Annotated in this window: 20 protein-coding genes; 15 read left to right on the top strand and 5 right to left on the bottom strand. The window is 50.0% G+C overall.

What is annotated here, in order from left to right; all coding sequences use genetic code 11:
* Window positions 1-2 precede the first annotated feature (2 nt).
* Window positions 3-1,337, top strand: coding sequence for a D-serine ammonia-lyase (gene dsdA, locus G3255_RS10915; protein ID WP_211654483.1), 1,335 nt, complete (start codon window positions 3-5; stop codon window positions 1,335-1,337).
* 68 nt (window positions 1,338-1,405) lie between these two features.
* Window positions 1,406-1,816, top strand: coding sequence for a VOC family protein (locus tag G3255_RS10910; RefSeq protein ID WP_121297743.1), 411 nt, complete (start codon window positions 1,406-1,408; stop codon window positions 1,814-1,816).
* Here the strand turns inward: G3255_RS10910 and G3255_RS10905 are convergent.
* The 4 genes from G3255_RS10905 to G3255_RS10890 all read right to left on the bottom strand — a co-directional run bounded on the left by G3255_RS10905 (window position 1,775) and on the right by G3255_RS10890 (window position 7,519).
* Window positions 1,775-3,601: an IS1182 family transposase gene (locus tag G3255_RS10905; RefSeq protein ID WP_249222108.1), complete on the bottom strand. Its 1,827-nt coding sequence runs from the start codon at window positions 3,599-3,601 to the stop codon at window positions 1,775-1,777. The two genes, G3255_RS10910 and G3255_RS10905, sit on opposite strands and share 42 nt — an antisense overlap.
* Window positions 3,602-4,162: 561 nt before the next feature.
* A complete protein-coding gene (locus G3255_RS10900; protein WP_211654482.1) occupies window positions 4,163-4,840 on the bottom strand; it encodes an amino acid ABC transporter permease in 678 nt (225 codons plus the stop codon).
* Between the two features lie 15 nt (window positions 4,841-4,855).
* Window positions 4,856-5,695: a transporter substrate-binding domain-containing protein gene (locus tag G3255_RS10895; protein WP_211655834.1), complete on the bottom strand. Its 840-nt coding sequence runs from the start codon at window positions 5,693-5,695 to the stop codon at window positions 4,856-4,858.
* A 168-nt stretch (window positions 5,696-5,863) separates the two neighbouring features.
* A complete protein-coding gene (locus G3255_RS10890) occupies window positions 5,864-7,519 on the bottom strand; it encodes an Rqc2 family fibronectin-binding protein (protein WP_211654481.1) in 1,656 nt (551 codons plus the stop codon).
* A 122-nt stretch (window positions 7,520-7,641) separates the two neighbouring features.
* Between G3255_RS10890 and G3255_RS10885 the strand changes: the two genes are divergently transcribed.
* The 13 genes from G3255_RS10885 (at window position 7,642) to G3255_RS10825 (ending at window position 20,200) form a co-directional block, all read left to right on the top strand.
* Window positions 7,642-7,911 (top strand): extracellular matrix/biofilm biosynthesis regulator RemA family protein, encoded by a 270-nt coding sequence (locus G3255_RS10885; protein ID WP_211654480.1) that lies wholly within the window; start codon window positions 7,642-7,644, stop codon window positions 7,909-7,911.
* 1 nt (window position 7,912) lies between these two features.
* Window positions 7,913-8,533, top strand: coding sequence for a guanylate kinase (gene gmk, locus G3255_RS10880; RefSeq protein WP_211654479.1), 621 nt, complete (start codon window positions 7,913-7,915; stop codon window positions 8,531-8,533).
* The gene (gene rpoZ / locus G3255_RS10875) at window positions 8,533-8,757 is read left to right on the top strand and encodes a DNA-directed RNA polymerase subunit omega (protein WP_211654478.1); all 225 of its coding nucleotides are present in this window, start codon (window positions 8,533-8,535) and stop codon (window positions 8,755-8,757) included. Before gmk ends, rpoZ begins: the two co-directional genes overlap by 1 nt.
* 75 nt (window positions 8,758-8,832) lie before the next feature.
* Window positions 8,833-10,032: a bifunctional phosphopantothenoylcysteine decarboxylase/phosphopantothenate--cysteine ligase CoaBC gene (gene coaBC / locus G3255_RS10870; protein WP_211654477.1), complete on the top strand. Its 1,200-nt coding sequence runs from the start codon at window positions 8,833-8,835 to the stop codon at window positions 10,030-10,032.
* Window positions 10,029-12,425, top strand: a complete 2,397-nt coding sequence (priA, locus tag G3255_RS10865; RefSeq protein ID WP_211654476.1) for a primosomal protein N' — start codon at window positions 10,029-10,031, stop codon at window positions 12,423-12,425. The genes coaBC and priA overlap by 4 nt, the downstream gene beginning before the upstream one ends.
* Window positions 12,426-12,443: 18 nt before the next feature.
* Window positions 12,444-12,950, top strand: a complete 507-nt coding sequence (gene def / locus G3255_RS10860) for a peptide deformylase (RefSeq protein WP_211654475.1) — start codon at window positions 12,444-12,446, stop codon at window positions 12,948-12,950.
* On the top strand, window positions 12,947-13,879 hold the full coding sequence (gene fmt, locus G3255_RS10855; RefSeq protein ID WP_211654474.1) for a methionyl-tRNA formyltransferase: 933 nt from the start codon (window positions 12,947-12,949) through the stop codon (window positions 13,877-13,879). Before def ends, fmt begins: the two co-directional genes overlap by 4 nt.
* On the top strand, window positions 13,876-15,231 hold the full coding sequence (rsmB, locus tag G3255_RS10850; RefSeq protein ID WP_211654473.1) for a 16S rRNA (cytosine(967)-C(5))-methyltransferase RsmB: 1,356 nt from the start codon (window positions 13,876-13,878) through the stop codon (window positions 15,229-15,231). The genes fmt and rsmB overlap by 4 nt, the downstream gene beginning before the upstream one ends.
* Before the next feature lie 18 nt (window positions 15,232-15,249).
* On the top strand, window positions 15,250-15,999 hold the full coding sequence (locus G3255_RS10845; RefSeq protein WP_211654472.1) for a Stp1/IreP family PP2C-type Ser/Thr phosphatase: 750 nt from the start codon (window positions 15,250-15,252) through the stop codon (window positions 15,997-15,999).
* 2 nt (window positions 16,000-16,001) lie between these two features.
* Entirely contained in the window at window positions 16,002-17,978 is a 1,977-nt protein-coding gene (gene pknB, locus G3255_RS10840) for a Stk1 family PASTA domain-containing Ser/Thr kinase (RefSeq protein ID WP_211654471.1), read from the top strand.
* 32 nt (window positions 17,979-18,010) lie between these two features.
* Window positions 18,011-18,907, top strand: coding sequence for a ribosome small subunit-dependent GTPase A (gene rsgA / locus G3255_RS10835; RefSeq protein ID WP_211654470.1), 897 nt, complete (start codon window positions 18,011-18,013; stop codon window positions 18,905-18,907).
* Complete coding sequence (gene rpe, locus G3255_RS10830) at window positions 18,900-19,565, top strand: ribulose-phosphate 3-epimerase (protein ID WP_211654469.1); 666 nt, start codon at window positions 18,900-18,902, stop codon at window positions 19,563-19,565. Before rsgA ends, rpe begins: the two co-directional genes overlap by 8 nt.
* Window positions 19,562-20,200 carry a thiamine diphosphokinase gene (locus tag G3255_RS10825; protein WP_211654468.1) on the top strand — a complete coding sequence of 213 codons (639 nt, stop codon included), beginning with the start codon at window positions 19,562-19,564 and terminating at the stop codon, window positions 20,198-20,200. Before rpe ends, G3255_RS10825 begins: the two co-directional genes overlap by 4 nt.
* A gap of 57 nt (window positions 20,201-20,257) precedes the next feature.
* Here the strand turns inward: G3255_RS10825 and rpmB are convergent, their stop codons facing one another.
* On the bottom strand, window positions 20,258-20,446 hold the full coding sequence (gene rpmB, locus G3255_RS10820) for a 50S ribosomal protein L28 (RefSeq protein WP_058383551.1): 189 nt from the start codon (window positions 20,444-20,446) through the stop codon (window positions 20,258-20,260).
* Window positions 20,447-20,448 lie beyond the last annotated feature (2 nt).

Here is a 20,448-nt window from a genome sequence, read left to right as displayed (position 1 = left end):
ACATGGGACTTACCAAACATGAAATCCACAAATGGACGGATGAACATCCGCTGATGGGGGATTTACTCGACTTGAAGCCGGTCGTCTGGCTGAACCCAAAGCGCAGGGAAATGGATCAGGTACAGGGCTTGCCAGTGACAATGCATGATTTGCAGGAGGCAGAACGCTTATGGCTGCGCTTCGCCCCGTATTTGATGAAAGTGTTCCCCGAGACGGTTGAAACGGGAGGAATCATCGAATCGGAATTGCGGGAAGTTAGCCACATGCGACGTCAACTGGAAGTGTATTACGGCGAGCAGCTGCCAGGGAAGTTATTCGTTAAATGCGACAATGAACTGCCTGTTGCAGGATCGGTGAAGGCGCGCGGCGGATTTTTTGAAGTGCTGCGCTATGCAGAGAACCTGGCGCTGGAAGAAGGGCTTATCACGCGTGAGGATTCCTATGAATGGTTTGCAACGGACGAAGCTAAAAAGTTCTTCGGACTCCATTCCATCGGCGTCGGCTCGACCGGGAATTTAGGCTTGAGCATCGGCATCATCAGCGCTGAACTCGGTTTCAAGGTCTCCGTCTATATGTCAGCGGATGCCAAAGGGTGGAAAAAAGAGCTGCTGCGGAAAAAGGGAGTTCGCGTCGTCGAATTCAGCGGCGACTTCAGTGAAGCGGTCACGGCAGGGCGCGAAGAGACGCTCCATCTGCCGAACGGCTATTTTGTCGATGACGAGAAATCCCGCGAATTGTTTCTCGGCTATAGCGTGGCGGCACTTCGTTTGAAACAGCAATTGGAACAAAAGAAAGTTCCGGTAGATAAAGAGCATCCGCTATTCGTCTACTTGCCATGCGGTGTCGGCGGGGCGCCAGGGGGCATCGCATTCGGGCTACGACACCTGTTCGGCGATCACGTCCATCCGGTGTTCATCGAACCGACGCATTCACCTGCCGTCTTGCTCGGTCTCATGACAGGCTTGAAGAGCGGCATCTGCGTCCAGGACATCGGCATCGACAATAGGACGGAGGCGGACGGGCTCGCAGTCGGCAGGGCATCAAGCTTCGCGTCCGCAAGTTCTGAACAATTGATATCGGGCATTGCGACGTTCGAAGACGAAGAGTTGTTTCCGCTGCTCGCCATGCTGAAAGATAGTGAAGAAATCAAAATCGAACCTTCCGCAGCAGCCGGATTTGCCGGGCCATTTATGATGGCAGCGACAAACTACGCTGAAGAACATGACATTGATGTGGAAAAAGCGACACATATCGTCTGGCTGACAGGAGGGGCACTCGTGCCCGAGGAAGAGATGGCCGGATTTTATGCAAGAGGGGTAAAGAAACTGAAACGATAGGGAGGATTTTCAGTTCATTCCACGAATAGAAGAGTGAACGATAAACGAAAAAGAAGGGAAGCGGAAACATGGCCATTCAAGCGAACCAGATTTTCGTTAATTTGCCGGTTAAGGATTTGGAAAGATCGATGAAGTTTTTTGGCGAAATGGGCTTTGATTTCGATGAGCGGATGACGGATAATAACGCCACTTGCATGATCATCGGCCAAAATATGTACGCCATGCTGCTGGTAGAAGACTTCTTCAAAAGCTTCACCCATAAAGACATTGCCGATACCTCCAACAGCGCAGAGGCGATCATTGCTCTATCGGCGTCTAGCCGGGAGGCCGTTGATGAATGGGTGGAAAAAGCGATGGCAGCCGGTGGCAGTTCCGCGAACGAGCCGATGGACAATAAGTTTATGTATTCCTGGAGTTTTCACGACCCGGACGGACATTTATGGGAAGTCATGTATATGGAAGACGAGGCCTTTGAATAATAAAGGGGCTGTCCCATAAGCCCCTAAAATAAAGCAGACGGAGAAAAAGAATTTCTTTTTCTCCGTCTGTTTTTCATTTATTGGTGAGGTCACTGAAAGTAGCCGGCGCATGCCGGCTACTTTCAGGAGGTTGTGGGCCAATGCCACAATCCCGAACTCTGTATGCACTTTCTCTAAGCCCCGGAGGAGAAATCGGCGGAACGACCGATTGCCCTTGATATGACCGAACACACTTTCTACGTCAATTTTGCGTTGGGCGTAGATTTGTGTCTTCGTTTCATCTTCAAGAGCTGCTTTGGCCTTCGCTTTCATTTCTTCATAAATGGGATTCCATTGGACTTGTCGGTTGCCTTTTGCTTTCGTGCAGAGGGCTTTTAACGGACAATCCGAACAGTCTTCGCATTCATAGATTTTTAAGTTTTGTTCGTAACCGGAGGCATTCTTTTTATTCAGGTATTTTTTAAATGCGACACGCCGACCATTCGGACAGATGAAACAATCTTCCTCCTCTAGGTATGTCCAATTTTTCGCGTGTTTGATATTCTTCTTGTAACTCGCTGATTTTTCCTTCAGATACATTCCATATGGAATGAGAAAGTCGAAATGCGGCTCTTTTTCATCGCCCAACGCATACAGGTAATTCTCTTCACTGCCATAGCCTGCATCGGCAATGACCGTCTTCGGCATGGGCAGGCTGGAAGCCGCTAGTTTCTCCAGATGCGGAAGAAAACAGCGCGTGTCCGTTGGTCGCTGATGTATCGAATAATAAAGAATGAACTGATTTTCTGTGGCCATTTGTACATTATAAGCTGCTTTCAATTGACCATTTTTCATGTGATCATCTTTCATTCGCATAAAGGTCGCATCCGGGTCTGTTTTCGAAAAGCTGTTTCGATCACCGAAGATCTCGTGGTACTGACTATATTTCTCCAGACGCGGAAGGAAATCTTCGCGAATCGCTTTGACCGGCTTTTTCCACTCACTGCGCTTGGACCGGAGTTGCTTTCGTTTTTCGGTATCGTCTTCCAGATCAAGGGCTTCCGTGAATGCGTCAATCTGTTCTTCCATGGCTTCCGCCATTTCTTCCAGCTGTTCAGGCGTTGCTTCTTCTACCTGTTCGTTGAGTGGAATCGCTTCAGCTGCGGCCAGTTCATGGATATGCTGAATCGTTTCGGCAATCTTTACCTTCAACTTGCCTTCGAAATTCTGTGTCGCTTTTTTCCAGACGAATGAATACTTATTGGCATCAGCTTCAATTTTGGTGCCATCCAAAAAATAATGCTCCATAGTGATGTAGTTCTGTTCGATCAGCTGGTGAATCATCTGTTCAAAAAGGGAGTCCATCATCGCTTTTAAGTGGTCCGAACGGAACCGGTTAATCGTTCGGTGATCTGGTTGTTGGCCAGCTGCGAGCCACATGGACGGAATGTGTTCAGTAAGTGTTTCTTCAATACCTCGAGAAGAATAGATTTTCTTCGAATAAGCGTAAAGGATAACTTTGGTCATCATCTTTGGATGGAAAGAGCTTCTTCCGCCGCCTTTATAGTGCGCGAAAAACAGCTCATCATCAATCAATTCCACCATTTCGTCGATGACCCGGGCGACATGGTTGGCTGGCACAAGATCTTGTATATCAAAGATGGCAAAGCCTTGTTGGTTGTTATAGGGAATGAACGTAGGACTCGCTTTTTTGGATAGCGGAACGCCAGTTCCTTCTCCCAGAGCGAGTGGAAATGCGGCTTGTTCAGTGTTATAATTTGAGGAAGTAATCTTCGGATTGCACATAAAAATCGTCCTTTCTCTAATGGTGGTGTGGTAACTCCCATTTTACAGAAATGGACGATTTTTTTTGTATCCTTTTTTCTTTTTAAACCGGCTGATGGGAATGGAGACGGCGACTCCAGCGGGAACAGCGCGAGCCGAAGACCCTGGACTGAGCGAAGCGAGGGAAGAGGCTAAGGCCGTGCCCGCGGAAAGCGTCCGTCGAAATGGACATCAGCCTTTTCTTTAGAAGACGAAAATGGACTGCCCCTAAAAGTCACTTTTCATGACCTTTTGGGACAGCCCCTTTTAGGCTGTCGAGAAACTCAGGAAACCGTATTTTCCGAAGCTTATCGCTCGCTTTCCGTGGGGCGGGAATCGAGCCTCCTCGTCACTACGTTCCTGCGGGGTCTCTCAAACCCGCTAGTCCCACAGGAGTCGAACGAACGCTTCTCCAAATACTCAGATAGCACATTGATTTTTGAATGTAGAAATGGTGCTTTCCTTTTTCATTTATAGCGGATTAATAGACTTCTTCAACACTCTGAAAACCGCACCGAATAAAATTCCGGTGCGGTTTTAGTTTTATAAGTATTCAGCATAGCGTTTTTCCAGGTAGTTCTGAAGCACGGTCATGACTGTGCAGATGGCCCAGTAGATGAGCGCGACCAGGATGAGCAATGTCAACAGGTCGTATTCACGTGCGCCGACAATGCGCGCTTTTTGGAAAATCTCCGGGACCGTGATCATGGCCGCGAGCGATGATGCCTTGATCAGGTCCAAATAGACATTCGATAAGGGTGGCACCGCAATGCGCACCGATTGCGGCAAGATGATCCGGCGCATCGTCTGCCAATAGCTAAGGCCAAGTGCGGTGGACGATTCCCATTGGCCTTTGTCGACAGACGCAAGAGCTGACCGGAACACTTCCGCGATATAGGCGGCGCTATTGATCGTAAAGCCGATGAGCGCTGCTTGCAAGGCGGTGAATTCGAGGCCGATGACAGGAAGTGCGAAATACAGCAAAAACAAGATGACGAGAATCGGCACACCGCGCATGAATGATATATAAAGGCGCGCCGGCAGATGGAGCAGCGGCTGTTTTGACGTCCTGGCGAGCGCCATGAAAAAGCCGATGACCAGTCCGCCGAGCATGCTGCCCATCGAAATCAACAGCGTCAACCAAATGCCTTCAAGCACATAGGGCAAGGAATTGATGGCAAGTTCGGGATCGAACAACAGCCCCCATTCGATATCGTTCATACAGATGGCCCTCCTTTAATTTGCCTCTTCGACATCCGGTTCGACGGAAACGTCCGCCCCGTCGAAGAATTCGGCTGAGATATCACTGATGGTGCCGTTGGAAAGCATTTCCTCAAGTGTGGTATTGACTTGTTCGAGAAGTTCTTCATTATCTTCATTAACGACCAGGCCGACTTCAGATGGTAGGTATTTGATATCCGGATGGATGGTGATGTTCAATTCCGGAAAAGCGGCCACGCCGAATTTCGACAAATAATAATCATTCAAAATAACATCGGTCCGTCCGATAGACACATCACGCAAATAGATTTCATTCGTCGCATTGTCATACGTCACTTCTTCCGCCCCATAATCGCGGGCGATCTGCATATAGACGGATGTTGAGACGCCGGCTGCTTTTTTGCCTTCCAAGTCTTCGAGGGATTCGATTCCGGACAGGTCGTCTTTACGCACGACGGCGGTGCCGTAGGAATATTTGATCGGTGTAGAAAACAGGAATTGATCGGTCATTTCTTCCGTCACTTCGATATCGTTCGCTGCCATATCGAGCTGTCCTGTGCTGACGCTTGTCAGCATTTCGTCGAATCCGAGTTCGCGGAATTCGATGTCAAGATCCAGGCGTTTGCCGAGTTCCCGTACGACTTCTACTTCAAAGCCCGTCAATTCGCCGCTTTCTTCGTCGCGGAATGAAGTCGCCAACAGCGTGCCGGATGTACCGACAGTTAAGACGCCTTCCTCCTGGATGCGGTCCCATTCCGACGGCTGTTCGGTTTCAGCAGCGTCATTTCCGCAAGCTGATAATGCAATTGCTGCCGTGCTGAACAGGGCGGCAGTTATGTATGTTCGTTTCGTCATGATATTCAATGATAGGCCCCCTTAATTGATGTCCTATAAAAAGATAGCATTAACTATAGCTCGGAGCAATGCTTTGTCGTACTATTTATTTTATAATATTATTATGTAAACTTAATTTATGGTAAGCAAAAACCCGCACTGCAAAAACCAGTACGGGCATGTCCAAACTTATTTTTTCAATTTCAACACCAGGTCTTCATCCGGCGTGACGTAGACGGTTTTCTGTTCGAAATAAATTACGAATCCAGGTTTGGCGCCGCTCGGTTTTTTCACTTGGCGGACTTCAGTGTAATCGACCGGGACGGATGCCGATTCGCGTGCTTTGCTGAAATAAGCGGCGATGCTGGCAGCTTCTAGAATGGTGTCTTCATCCGGTTCTTGGGAATGGATGATGACATGCGACCCCGGGATGTCTTTCGTGTGCAGCCAGGTATCGGATTTCGATGCGACCTTGAAGGTCACATAATCGTTTTGCTTATTGTTTTTGCCGACTGAAATCGGAATGCCGGTGCTCGATACATAATGCTCGACATTCGGTTTTTGCGGCTTTTTCTTTTTCTTCGATTTCTGTGCTTTCATATAGCCTTGCTCCGCCAATTCTTCACGGATCTCTTCGATATCGGAGAGCCCGGCCTGCTGCACTTGTTGCATGAGCAATTCGAAATAGCGGATGTCTTCTTCGGTCTTTTCGATTTGCTCATGCGTTTTGACGACAGCCGTTTTGGCTTTTTGGTATCGTGAATAGTATTTCTGGGAATTCTCGATCGGTGTCTTGCGTGGGTCGAGTGTGATCGTCACAGTTTCTTCATTATAATAATTGACGACTTCCGCTTGTTTCATTCCCTTTTTAATGGTGTGCAGATTGGCCATGATCAATTCGCCGTTCAATTGCAATTGATCACGTTTTTGCGCCTGATCCTGCTCTTTTTGCAATTTTTTCAGCTTCAATTTCAGTTTGGCGATTTCGTTCTGCAGCCAGCGCTCCAAATCACCTGCCTGTTGCTTAACGCGATCGCGCTCGGCTTTCGCATAATAAATCCGGTCGAGCAGTTCAGACAAATTGTCAAAACGCATATTGTCTTGTCCGAGATGCGTCAATTCAGTCGCAGAAAAATAGCTTTTTCCTTGCTGTTCGACGTAATAGCCGGCCGGTTCCGGAGCATTGAAATCCTGCAAAAAGGCAGCTGCGCTTTCCGGGTCCTGTTCTAGCCGATAGTTCAGCTCTTTCGCCGTCAGTGGGGAAAAGCCAGCAAAGCTTGAAACGATTTCCTTGTCGGTGAGCCCGCTGAAGTCAGCATCCGCCGCAAATGGGTCCTGTTTGTCTTGGGAAGGCGGAAAAATATAATCCTGGCCCGGCAAAATCGTCCGGTAGGAGTTGACGCTCGGCGGCAAATGCTTGAGGCTGTCGAGAATCATGTCGCGCTCGGCGTCGACTAAAATGATATTCGAATGCCGGCCCATCATTTCGACATGAAGCTCGCGGTCGATTTCATCGCCGATTTCGTTGCGGGCGCGGATGCGCAGGATGATCAGCCGGTCGGAGCCGTGCTGCTCGACACCCGTGATGACGCCGCCTTCAATATGCTTGCGGAGCAGCATGCAGAACATCGGTGGTTCTGACGGGTTGACGTTTGCCGTGTTGGTCAAATGAATCCGTGAATAGGACGGGTGGATCGAGATGAGCAATTTATGGTTCTTGCCTTGTGCGCGTATATGCAGGAGCAGTTCGAGCTGATTAGGCTGATGAACTTTTGAAATCCTTCCAGTGATGAGCTGTTGCAATTCGCTCGTCATCGCTTTCGTAAATAATCCATCAAATGCCATGAAAAATCCCTCTTTCAAATCGTTTTGTTCCATCTTATCATTTTCATGGAAGAATATGATATAATAAGACAGTTAGTTTTAAGCGTGAATATATTACTTGAGCATCGATGGCGGTGAGGAAGATGAAAAGAAAGTCGAAGTTCATATCCATCGGGGCGGGCAACGCGGTGTCAGTGGACCGCATCGTCTCGATGATCCAGCCGGACTCGGCGCCTTCCAAGCGCTTGATGCAAGAAGCGCGCAGCAAAGGCTTGCTCGTCGATGCGACAGGCGGCAAGAAGACCAAGTCGATCTTTATCATGGATAGCGATCATGTGGTCATTTCCGCTTTGTCGGTCGAGACGGCCCTTGCGCGGATTGAAGAAAATGATGATGAGGCAAGCGAGGGATAAAATGAGAAAACATCGTGGACTGCTCATCGTGCTGTCCGGGCCTTCGGGCGTCGGCAAAGGCACGGTGCGAAAAGAGCTGTTCCAACAGCCAGATACAAATTATGAATATTCCATTTCCATGACGACACGCGCGCCGCGTGAAGGGGAAGTGGACGAAGTCGATTATTTCTTCAAGACCCGTCATGAGTTTGAAGAACTGATCGACCAAGGGCAATTGCTTGAATATGCCGAGTATGTCGGCAATTATTATGGCACGCCGCTCGAATACGTCAATAAAATGCGCGATGCCGGGCGCGATGTATTCCTGGAAATCGAAGTGCAAGGGGCAGCGCAAGTGCGCGACAAAGTGCCGGATGGCTTGTTCATCTTCCTCGCGCCGCCTAGCCTCTCGGAACTTGAAGAGCGCTTGGTCGGCCGTGGCACGGAGTCGGATGAAGTGATCGCTTCCCGCATCCACGCTGCCAGAAAAGAACTCGAGATGATGAACCTGTACGATTACGTCGTCGAAAACGATGAAGTCGAACATGCATGCGACCGCATCAATGCCATCATCATTGCAGAACATTGCAAGCGGGAACGCGTCGAAAAAAGATACTTAGATATGCTAAAGGAGAATGCCTGATGTTATACCCATCCGTTGATAAACTAAAAAGCCGCATCGATTCGAAATACTCCCTGGTCGCTTTGGCGTCCAAGAGAGCCCGCCAATTGCACGAACATGGCGATGAGAAACTGGATTCCTACGTATCCCATAAAGCAGTTGGAAAAGCGCTTGAAGAGATTGCAGCTGGCTCATTGACGCCGGTTCAGCAAGATGCATCCGCGATTTACGAAGACGAAATTTAACTTATGATCTCAATTGACGACTCCCAGAGCGAAACTGTTCTTTGGGAGTTTGTTGTTTAGAAAGGGTGTTTAGCGGTGTTGGCAAATCGAAAAATCCTATTATGTGTAAGCGGTGGCATCGCCGTCTATAAAGCGGTCGCACTCGTCAGCAAATTGTCCCAGGCAGGGGCGGACGTGAAAGTGATCATGACAGAATCAGCGAAGCAATTCGTCCAGCCTTTATCGTTCCAGGTCATGTCCAGAAACGATGTCTATTTTGATACATTTGATGAAAAAGATTCGTCGGTCATCGCCCATATTGATTTGGCGGACTGGGCGGACCTTGTGATTGTTGCGCCTGCGACAGCCAATATGATCGCAAAAATGGCGAATGGCTTAGGCGATGACATGGCATCAACGGTGCTACTTGCGACGACTGCGCCGATTTGGGTTGCGCCTGCAATGAATGTCCATATGTACGACCATCCGGCAGTCAAGCGCAATATCGACCGTTTGCATCATGACGGCATCCGTTTCATTGAGCCGTCTGAAGGCTTTTTGGCCTGTGGCTATGTCGGCAAAGGGCGTTTGGAGGAACCGGAGAAAATCACCGAACTGGTGGCCGGCCATTTTACGAAAAACAAACCGCTGAAAGGCAAGAAAGTAATCGTGACGGCAGGGCCGACGCGTGAACGAATCGACCCGGTGCGGTTTTTGACAAACTTTTCGAGCGGCAAGATGGGCTATGCTATGGCTGAAGCGGCAGCGGAACTTGGGGCTGAGACAATTTTGATCAGCGGCCCAGTTTCATTGCCAGTGCCAAGCGGCGTTAAGCGAATTCAAGTTGAAAGTGCCCAGCAGATGCTCGAAGCGGTGCTTGGTGAATACGATAGCGCAGACTTGGTCGTCAAGACAGCAGCTGTCGCAGATTACCGTCCGTCGGCTATCGCCGGGCAGAAGGTCAAGAAAAAAGAAGGCAATTCGGTCCTTGAGCTGGAGCGCACAGTAGATATCCTGCAGCAGCTCGGCCAACTGAAGAGCCATCAAATCCTGGTCGGTTTCGCGGCAGAGACCGATCATGTGGCGCAATATGCAAAAGATAAACTTGAGCGAAAAAACGCCGATTACATCATCGCCAACGACGTCAGCGCAGAGCAGGCGGGCTTTGACCATGATACGAATGCAGTGACGGTATATGGCCAAGGGGAATTCGAAAAAACCTTCCCGGTCATGCCGAAAAAAGCGCTTGCGCTCGATTTGCTATCGCTCATCACTGAAAAGGAATTTGCAAAATGATTGCCGAAGTCATCGTCGATGTTGCCGCACATCCGATTGACCGGCCGTTCGATTATGCAGTGCCGAAAAAGTTCCAGGCACTCACAGAGCCGGGCATGCGCGTCAAAGTGCCTTTTGGCAACCGCAAAGTGCTCGGCTTTATTACAAATATCAAAGAAACATCCGAATTTGACCCAAAACGGCTCAAGCCGATCCACGAATTGATGGATGTCGTTCCGGTATTGAACGGGGAAATGCTCGAACTTGCACAGTGGATGAAACGCCAGACGGTGTGTTTTGAAATCGATGCCCTGCAAGTCATGGTGCCAGCAGCACTTCGCGCCAAATACGAGAAGCGGTTCGTGTTGAATGCTCCTATCGACGAGCTGCCGAAAGAGCTGCATCCGTATTTCGGCACTCGTGACTTTGTCCGTGCCCAGGAAGCGGAATCCGTATATGGGCTCATGAAAAAGGAAATGGACAAAGGCACCGTGTTGGCGGATACCAATATCCAGCAGAAAACCGGCGTGAAAAAAATACGCATGGTCCATATTACAGATTCCATAGGAGATATAGAAAATATTTCTATAAGGGCGAACGCCAAGCAGCAATTAAAGCTACAGGAGTTTTTCTTGAAACACGTGGGCCAAAGCTTTGAATCTTCCCAACTGCAAAAACAGGCAGGTGTTTCGCTTCCGACGGTTAACGCTCTGGCGGAAAAAGGCTTGGCCAATTTTTCGTCTATGGAATCGTACAGGGATCCTTCACTTCTGACCGCTATTGAACAAAAGATCGCCTTGGATTTGACGGATGAACAACAAACGGCATTCGATGCTATTCAATCCTCGCTCAACACGGAAAAAACCTTTTTGCTTCATGGCATCACCGGCAGCGGGAAAACAGAGATTTATTTACAGACGATCGCCCAAGTGCTTGAAGAAGGCAAGGAAGCGATCATGCTCGTCCCGGAAATTTCCTTGACCCCTCAGATGACCATCCGCTTTAAGGAGCGTTTCGGTGATTTGGTCGCCGTGCTGCACAGCGGCTTATCGGCAGGGGAAAAATACGATGAATGGCGAAAAATCCAGCGTGCGGAAGTGAAAGTCGTCGTAGGGGCCCGTTCGGCGATTTTTGCGCCGTTTCAAAATCTCGGGTTGATCATCCTCGACGAAGAGCATGAATCGAGCTATAAACAAGACGACTCACCCCGTTACCACGCACGGGATGTAGCGATTTGGCGCAGCCAGCAGCATCAATGCCCCGTCATTCTTGGTAGCGCGACGCCATCACTTGAATCGTATGCGCGCGCCCGAAAAGGCGTCTATGAATTACTCGCGCTGAAAAACCGGGCGAAAAACCAGCCGCTGCCTGAGGTTCATATTGTCGATATGCGCGAAGAGCTGCGGACCGGCAACCGGTCGATGTTTTCCGTGGAATTGGCGGAAGCGATACGCGAGCGCCTGGCGCGTAAAGAGCAAGTCGTGCTGTTTTTGAATAAGCGCGGCTACTCGTCATTCGTCTTATGCCGCGATTGCGGAACGGTGCTGCAATGCCCGAACTGCGATATTTCGCTAACCTATCACCGGGCGAGCGAACGCATGAAATGCCATTATTGCGGCTATGATGAACCCGTGCCGACGACTTGCCCGGAATGCGAAAGCGACCATATCCGCTTTTTCGGCACAGGGACACAAAAAGTTGAAGAGGAACTGGCAAAGCTCGTGCCGGATGCGCGTGTTCTGCGTATGGATGTCGATACGACCCGCAATAAAGGCGCACATGAAAAGATCTTGTCAGCGTTCGGCGAAGGCAAAGCCGATATTCTCCTCGGCACGCAAATGATCGCCAAGGGCTTGGATTTCCCGAATATCACCTTGGTCGGTGTCTTGTCGGCGGATACGACTTTGCATTTGCCGGATTTCCGTGCAGCCGAGAAAACCTACCAATTATTGACGCAAGTGAGCGGTCGTGCAGGACGCGACGTATTGCCCGGGGAAGTGTATGTGCAGACGTATACACCGGAGCATTACGCGATTACGCTCGCAAAAGACCAATTATACGAACCGTTCTATGAGCAGGAAATGGCTATGCGGCGGGCGAGCGGATACCCTCCGTATTATTATGTCGTCAATATCCAGTTCACCCATGAAGATTTGATGACGGTGTCGGGATATGCCCAGCAGATGACCGAATATCTGCGCCACCGCCTGTCGCCCAAAACCATTATTATCGGGCCTTCCGCATCGCTTATCGCCCGTGTGAACAATAGATATCGCTATCAATGTTTGATAAAATACAAAAATGAACCGAAGCTGGCTGAAGTGCTGCAGCAATTAATCAAAATTTACCGCAGCGACTGGATCAAAACGGGTGCGACTTTGTCCATCGACATGAATCCAACAGCAGTCATGTAGCAGAAAAGAGGAATAGAAATGGCAATCCGTGAAATTGTGAAACACCCGAACGAAGTATTGGAAACCCCGTGCAAGACGGTCACTGAATTCGACCGCGAGCTTGCTGTCCTCTTGGACGATATGCACGAGACGATGATCGAAGCGGACGGCGTCGGCATTGCCGCGCCGCAAGTAGGTGTCTCGCTGCGCGTCGCGATCGTCGATTTTCAGGAAGGGCAGGAACCGATTGAAATGATCAACCCGGAACTCGCTTTATTCGAAGGAAAAGAGATGGATATCGAGGGCTGCTTGAGCTTCCCGGGTATTTTCGGCGAAGTCGAGCGCCACGGCCGCATCAAAATCAAAGCCCAGGAACGCGACGGCTCCTGGTATGAGCTGGAAGCGGAAGGCTACGAAGCGCGGGCCATCCTTCACGAAATGGACCATTTGGACGGCGTGCTGTTCACGAGCAAAATCGAGAAATATGTCACGCAGGAAGAATTGGATGAAATGATCCGCCAGCAGGAAGAGGAGGATTTGCTTTGACCAAAATTGTTTTCATGGGAACGCCGGCATTTTCGGCTCCAATCTTGAAGATGCTTGCCGATGAAGGATATGACATCATCTCGGTCGTCACACAGCCCGACCGCCCTGTCGGCAGGAAGAAAATCCTGACGCCGACGCCGGTGAAAGAACAAGCGTTAGAACTTGGCTTGCCGGTCTACCAACCGGAAAAACTGAAAGATCCCGAACAGGCGCAAAAAATCCTTGATCTTAAGCCGGACTTAATTATCACGGCTGCGTTCGGTCAAATTCTCCCGACATCCGTACTTGAAGCACCGAAACTGGGCGCCATCAATGTGCACGCCTCGCTGCTTCCGGAATACCGGGGCGGTGCACCGATCCACCAAGCGATCATCGATGGCAAAAAAGAAACCGGCGTGACGATCATGTACATGGTCGACCGCTTGGATGCGGGGGATATCATTTCTCAAAAATCGGTGCCGATTGAAGAAAAGGACCATACTGGCAGCATGTTCAAGAAATTGAGTGCGGCAGGAATGGAATTATTGAAGGAGACCTTGCCATCGATCATTGATGGAAGCAATCCCCGGATCCCTCAAGACGAAGAGCGTGTCTCCTTTGCGCGCAATATTTCACGGGAGCAGGAACGCATCGACTGGAACAAATCCGCACGCGAGCTTTATAACCAAGTGCGCGGATTGCATCCATGGCCGGTCGCATTCACTACTTTAGAAGATGCCAATGTCAAACTGTGGTGGACGGAAATCGCCGACAGCCAGAAAACCGGCGCGCCGGGTGAAATCATCGAATTGACAAAAGATGCCATCATCGTCCAAACGGGCGAAGGAGCGCTTGCCATCAAGGAATTGCAGCCGGCCGGGAAAAAACGCATGACGGCTGAAGATTATTTGCGCGGGCCGAAATTACAGGCAGGAGACCGATTCGAATGAAAAACAAAAAAATTCACGGCAACGTAAGAGATGCAGCATTGTCGATTCTCTATGCCGTGGAAAACAAACAGGCATATAGCAACCTCTTATTGAATACGACAATGGACAGCTACGGCATTTCCGCCAAAAATAAAGGCTTGTTGACGGAAATCACTTATGGCACGCTGCAGCATCAAATGACCTTGGATTATTATTTAGAACCGTATATCAAAGGCAAGCTCGATCCATGGGTGCGGACGCTTCTGCGCTTATCGCTCTATCAGATCGTTTACTTGGACCGCATCCCGTTCCATGCCGTCATTAACGAAGCGGTGGAAATCGCCAAACGGCGCGGACACGGCGGCATTGCGTCTGTTGTGAACGGCATTCTGCGCTCCGTCCAGCGGTCAGGCGTGCGTTCATTCAATGAAATTGCCGACCCGATCGAAAAGATTTCCATCGAAACGAGCCATCCGGCTTGGATGATCAAGCGCTGGTCGGAACAATTCGGCATGCAAAAAGCCCGCGAAATGGCACTTGAGAACAATAAAGCGCCGCTTCAGACGGTGCGTGTCAATACTGTCCAGGCGACGCCGGCACAAGTGATCGAGATGCTCGAGTCGGAAGGGCTGACTGCCGAACCGAGCAAGATTATCCCGGAATGCCTCGTCGTCACGGGCGGGCAGCCGGTGCGCACGCAAACATTCGAAAAAGGCTTTATTACCATACAAGACGAAAGTTCCATGCTGCCGGCTTATGCCCTGCAAGTGGAACCAGGCATGAACGTCCTTGATATGTGCGCGGCACCTGGCGGGAAGACGACCCACATCGCCGAAAAGCTCGAAGCACGGGGGAAAGTACTAGCGATGGATTTGCATGCCCATAAAGTCAAATTGATTGAAGAAACCGCCAAGCGCTTAGGCCATCAGACAATCGAAACCACCGTCGGAGACGGCCGGGACAGCAGCGAGCGCTTCGGCGAAGAAAAATTTGACCGCATCTTGGTGGATGCCCCGTGCAGCGGGCTCGGCGTCATCAAGCGCAAGCCGGATATCAAATACACGAAAACGCCAGATGATTTCGGTCGCTTGCAGACGATTCAACTTGCTCTTCTCGATGAAGCGGTGAAGCTGTTGAAGCCGGGCGGCATTCTCGTCTACAGCACGTGTACGGTCGATACCGAAGAGAACCGCGGAACTGCCGAGAAATTCATGAACACACATCCGCAAATGGAACAGATCCCTGCTGAATTGCCTGCTGCTTTCAAGAGCAAAGGCCAGGGCTTTGTCCAAGTATTCCCGCAGGATTTCGGGAGTGACGGATTTTTTATCGCAAGCTTCAGAAAAACCGACGGCAAAGTTGCCGAAAGCTAAAAAGCGGGGTGTCCACTATTGTTTCAGTATGTAATTGAAAGCGATACCGGTAGAAAAAGGGAAGTCAATGAAGACCGCGTCGCTGTGCTCAAACGCCCCAGCGGGTTATTGCTGGCACTTGTCGCAGACGGCATGGGCGGCCATAATGCGGGGGATGTCGCGAGCCGTATGGCAGTCGATGAGCTCAGCAGAAGATTCATGGAAGCGGACGAAGAAACCTTCTTGACCACGGAAGAAAAGACAGCCTGGCTATCTGGACAAGTGTTGCAAGTCAACCGGCTTGTTTATGAACATTCCATCACCCATAGCGAATGCAAAGGGATGGGAACGACTCTGATCGCCGCATTGATTGAAGGGGATGATTGCGTGCTGTGCCATATCGGCGACAGCCGTGCGTATGTCATCGGCCCGTCGATGGCTCAAGTAACGCGGGACCATTCCTATGTCAATGTGCTGGTCGATAACGGGGAAATCACACAACAGCAGGCAGAAGACCATCCGAAGAAAAACTGGATCTTGCGCTCACTTGGCACGGAGCCGGACATCGAGCGGGAAATGCACCATTTTTCTCTTGCTGGCACTGCTTATTTTCTGATATGCACAGATGGTTTGAGCAATAAATTAAGCGAGCGGGACATGTCGTCGATTGTTCGCTCGAAAGCTTCACTGTCCCAAAAAGGCAAAGCCTTAATCGCGCTGGCCAATGACCTCGGCGGAGAAGACAATATTTCATTTGTATTGTTGACGGCGCTTGGTGAGGAGGTGTAGCGATGTTAGTCGGAAAACGAATCAATGGTCGCTATAAGGTGCTTGAAGCGATCGGCAGCGGCGGGATGTCCAATGTCTATTTGGCGCATGACATGATCCTTGACCGGGACGTCGCCATCAAAGTGCTGCGCTACGACTTCGGCAATGAAGAGGAGTTGAGGCGCCGCTTCAAACGGGAAGCGCTGTCCTCGACAAGCCTCGACCATCCGAACATCGTCAGCATTTTCGATGTCGGGGAAGACAATGCCTTGCCGTATCTCGTTATGGAGTATGTACCTGGAGATACATTGAAAGAATACATCATCAAACATTCTCCGGTCGAACCGGAACGCGCCGTGGAAATCATGAAGCAATTGGCATCGGCGCTTGCACATGCCCATCATAACCATATCGTCCACCGGGACATCAAGCCGCAAAATGTGCTGGTGGATGAAGACGGCAATGTCAAAATTTCGGATTTCGGCATTGCCATGGCATTAAGTGCCACTTCCTATACACAGACCAATTCAGTGCTTGGGACCGTTCATTATTTGTCCCCTGAACAGGCGAGAGGCGGCACGGCCAATAAAAAATCCGATATTTATTCGCTCGGCATCGTCATGTATGAATTATTGACTGGAAAGCTGCCGTTTTCAGGTGAATCGGCTGTGGCCATCGCCTTGAAACATTTGCAGACGGAAACGCCTTCATTGAAGGAGACCGTACCGGACCTGCCGCAAAGCTTGGAAAATATCGTATTGAAAGCAACTGCCAAAAATCCGCAATATCGCTATGCCTCAGCGGATGAAATGGCAGAAGATCTTTCGACGGCACTCACGCCAGAGCGAATCAACGAACCGAAATTTGCGGTACCGGTAGACGAAGGGGAAACCCGGGCCATGCCGGCAATCAAAGATTCGGGCACATACGAACAAACCGATGCGACCAAAACGATGGCGCTGCCGATTAAAGAAAATCAACAAGCGCCGAAAAAACCAGCTGAAAAGAAAAAACGCAAGAAGACACCGATCGTCTTGGCGATTATTGCAGCTTTAGTATTAATTGGCTTGATCCTGGCATTTGCTTTTCCTGAATTGTTCCAGCCGCGGCAAGTAGCTGTACCGGACGTTTCCGGCATGGAACGGGAAGCGGCACACGAAGAGCTAACCGCTGCGGGTTTTGTCGTTGAGGAAGAATCGGAACAATTCTCAGAAGAAGTTGATGAAAATCATGTGATTCGCACCATCCCAGAAGCGGGGAAAATGCGAGATCCGGAGTCAAGCATCAGCCTATTCATTAGCATGGGCAAAGAAACAACCGAGTTTGGTGATTATGTCGGCGACTCGCTTGAACAGGCACAGCGTATGCTAGACGGAACGAATTTTCCTTCGCCGGATGTGCGTGAGGAATTTTCCGATGAAGCGCCCGGCACGATCTTGAGTCAAGTCCCTGAAGCGGGAACCGAAGTTGTCATCAGTGAAACGGAAATTGAATTCGTTGTCAGCAAAGGGCCGGACATGCGTGAAGTGGAAGATTTGAGTGGCTACGGGGAAGCGGAATTGAACGAATACGCCCGGTCGTCGGGATTCAATATTCGCATCGTCCGTGAAGAAGAATCCGATACCGTGGAAGCTGGATTGGTGCTGTCACAGAATGTCGCTGGCGGGGAGATGCTCGAAGTCGGAAGCACGATTGAAGTCGTCTTATCTTCCGGCAGCGCGGAACTGCCGGTGAAAACCTATGTCGATACTGTGGAAATTCCTTATGAGCCGTCAGAGCCTGCAGAGGAAGGCGAAGACCCAGTTGAGCAGACAATCCGCGTCTATATTCAGGACCAGAACCAAACCATGGTCGAACCCGTCGAGGAATTCACCATCACGGAGACGACCGAACACCAGATTGAAATGCAGATTGTCGAAGGTGGCAGTGCTTCTTACCGAATTGTCAGGGATGCGACGATTATTCTGGAAGAGACAGTGGACTACGAGAACGCCGATTAAGGAAATTACAATAAAGGATAAGGGGTGGTGCTATGCCGAAAGGTCAGATCAGAAAAGCGTTAAGCGGCTTCTATTATGTACTCGATGAAGATGGGGAGCGTTACACGCAATGCCGCGGCCGCGGGATTTTCCGCAACCGCCAAATCACGCCGCTTGTCGGGGATTTTGTTGAGTACAAAGCGGATAACGAGCGCGAAGGGACGATACTGGATATTGAAGAACGCAAAAATGAACTGGTGCGCCCGCCGATCGCCAATATCGACCAAGCGATTCTCGTGTTTTCGGCCAAACAGCCCGATTTCCATCCGCTGCTATTGGACCGTTTTCTAGTAGCTGTTGAATCGTTCGATATCCAGCCGGTCATTTGCTTGACGAAAACCGACCTGTTGTCGGAAGCGGAACGCGAAGAACTGGACCGCTATGCAGACGATTACCGGACGATTGGTTACGATGTCATTGAATCTTTCATAGACGACCCGACATTGCAGGAAAGGCTGATGCCGGTCCTAGAAGGCAAGACAAGCGTTCTTGCCGGGCAGTCAGGTGTCGGGAAATCGACTTTGCTGAATACGATTTTGCCGTCGTTGAAGTTGAAGACCGATGACATCTCACAAGCCTTGAATCGCGGCAAGCATACGACGCGCCATGTGGAATTGATCGAAGTAAACGGCGGGTTGCTGGCGGATACGCCGGGATTCAGCTCGTTCGATTTTGAACAACTGGAGAAAGAACAATTGTCAGCATGCTTCCCGGAAATGGAAGAGCGTGCAGGAGGCTGCAAATTTCGCGAATGCCTGCATTTGAATGAACCAAAATGTGCCATCAAAAAAGCGGTGGAAACCGGGGATATTCCGGAATACCGCTATAAGCACTATTTGAAATTTTTGGAAGAAATAATGAATCGAAAGCCGAGGTATTCACATGATTAAAATTGCACCGTCTATTCTAGCAGCAGATTTTGCAAAACTTGGACAAGAAGTACAGGAAGTCGAAAAAGCTGGAGCCGATTGGATCCACATCGATGTTATGGACGGCCATTTCGTCCCGAATATCACGATGGGGCCGATTGTGGTCGATGCGCTACGCCCGTTGACACAGCTTCCGCTCGATGTCCATTTGATGATCGAGAACCCGGACCGTTATATCGAGGATTTTGCCAAGGCTGGTGCGGATTATATTACCGTCCATGTCGAAGCGTGCCCGCATCTTCACCGCACCATCCAATTGATCCGTTCGTTCGGCGTCAAACCGGGTGTCGTCTTGAACCCGCACACGCCCATCGAAACGATCCAGCATGTTCTGGAAGATATCGATTTGGTGCTGTTCATGACCGTTAACCCTGGATTTGGTGGACAGAAGTTCATCCATTCAGTGGTCCCGAAAGTTGAGGCATTGTCGCAATTGATCCAAGATAAAGGCTTGTCTGTCGATATCCAGATCGACGGCGGCATCAATGAAGAGACGATCGTTCCGTGCGCGCAAGCAGGGGCGAACGTGTTTGTGGCCGGTTCTGCCATTTTCGGCAAACAAGACCGCACGCAAGCGTTGCAGGCGATCAAAAAAGCGGGGCAAGGAGTTATCTCGTGATTATCGTAGTAACAGCAGGAGGTCCGGCAGACGAACTGCCGGACCTTTCTTCATATGAAGGAGCGTCCTATATCGGGGTGGATGCAGGGGTCATGACGTTGCTTGGGCTCGGCATTGAACCGGTGGAAGCAATCGGGGATTTTGATTCGGTGACAGACAGCGAGTACGAAAAAATCCGCTCGATTTTCCCGTCACTTGAACGGTCGCCGGCGGAAAAAGATGAATCGGATACAGAATTGGCGTTGAAAAAAGCGATGCATTACAATCCGGACACTGTCATTGTTACCGGTGTGACCGGCGGCAGGCTCGACCATTATATGGCCGCCTTGCACATCGTCTTTGCCTATCAAAGAAGCTATCCAAAAATCGATTTCATGATCGTGAACAAGCAGAACCGCATCCGTTTCATGGAACCCGGAACGTATCGCCTGGAAGCCGATCAAGCTTTTAAATACATCTCCTTTTATCCGTTCGCGGAAGAAGTGAGCGGCTTTACGATAGAAGGAGTTAAATATCCAGTGACAGAGGAGCAGATTCCGTTCGGCTCGACACGCTTTATCAGCAACGAATTGCTGGAGGAGGCAAAGCTTGAATTCACGGGCGGCCATTTGATCGTCATCGAAAGTTCAGATTGAACGCACGAAAAAATGCCAGGCTGACGAATGTCAGACCTGGCATTATTCATGAGCGGTTTAGACGCGCTCAACTTTTCCTGATTTCAATGCTCTCGCGGAAACCCATACACGTTTCGGCTTGCCGTCTACAAGGATGCGAACTTTTTGAAGGTTTGCTCCCCATGTACGTTTTGTCGAGTTCAACGCGTGTGAACGGCTGTTTCCTGCACGAGCTTTACGTCCAGATACTGCACATACTTTTGGCATGT

The sequence above is a fragment of the Planococcus sp. MSAK28401 genome, assembly GCF_018283455.1.
Classification (GTDB): domain Bacteria; phylum Bacillota; class Bacilli; order Bacillales_A; family Planococcaceae; genus Planococcus; species Planococcus alpniumensis.
This window is presented reverse-complemented; position numbering and strand designations above follow the sequence as displayed.

Bases quoted from the DNA above. Each gene is read 5' to 3' on its own strand.
- dsdA (WP_211654483.1), top strand. From the start codon at position 3: ATGGGACTTACCAAACATGAAATCCACAAATGGACGGATGAACATCCG.
- pknB (WP_211654471.1), top strand. From the start codon at position 16,002: ATGTTAGTCGGAAAACGAATCAATGGTCGCTATAAGGTGCTTGAAGCG.
- priA (WP_211654476.1), top strand. From the start codon at position 10,029: ATGATTGCCGAAGTCATCGTCGATGTTGCCGCACATCCGATTGACCGG.
- G3255_RS10905 (WP_249222108.1), bottom strand. From the start codon at position 3,601: ATGTGCAATCCGAAGATTACTTCCTCAAATTATAACACTGAACAAGCC.
- G3255_RS10900 (WP_211654482.1), bottom strand. From the start codon at position 4,840: ATGAACGATATCGAATGGGGGCTGTTGTTCGATCCCGAACTTGCCATC.
- rpmB (WP_058383551.1), bottom strand. From the start codon at position 20,446: ATGCCAAAAGTATGTGCAGTATCTGGACGTAAAGCTCGTGCAGGAAAC.
- G3255_RS10895 (WP_211655834.1), bottom strand. From the start codon at position 5,695: ATGACGAAACGAACATACATAACTGCCGCCCTGTTCAGCACGGCAGCA.
- G3255_RS10910 (WP_121297743.1), top strand. From the start codon at position 1,406: ATGGCCATTCAAGCGAACCAGATTTTCGTTAATTTGCCGGTTAAGGAT.
- rpe (WP_211654469.1), top strand. From the start codon at position 18,900: ATGATTAAAATTGCACCGTCTATTCTAGCAGCAGATTTTGCAAAACTT.
- def (WP_211654475.1), top strand. From the start codon at position 12,444: ATGGCAATCCGTGAAATTGTGAAACACCCGAACGAAGTATTGGAAACC.
- rsmB (WP_211654473.1), top strand. From the start codon at position 13,876: ATGAAAAACAAAAAAATTCACGGCAACGTAAGAGATGCAGCATTGTCG.
- rpoZ (WP_211654478.1), top strand. From the start codon at position 8,533: ATGTTATACCCATCCGTTGATAAACTAAAAAGCCGCATCGATTCGAAA.
- G3255_RS10890 (WP_211654481.1), bottom strand. From the start codon at position 7,519: ATGGCATTTGATGGATTATTTACGAAAGCGATGACGAGCGAATTGCAA.
- gmk (WP_211654479.1), top strand. From the start codon at position 7,913: ATGAGAAAACATCGTGGACTGCTCATCGTGCTGTCCGGGCCTTCGGGC.
- rsgA (WP_211654470.1), top strand. From the start codon at position 18,011: ATGCCGAAAGGTCAGATCAGAAAAGCGTTAAGCGGCTTCTATTATGTA.
- G3255_RS10885 (WP_211654480.1), top strand. From the start codon at position 7,642: ATGAAAAGAAAGTCGAAGTTCATATCCATCGGGGCGGGCAACGCGGTG.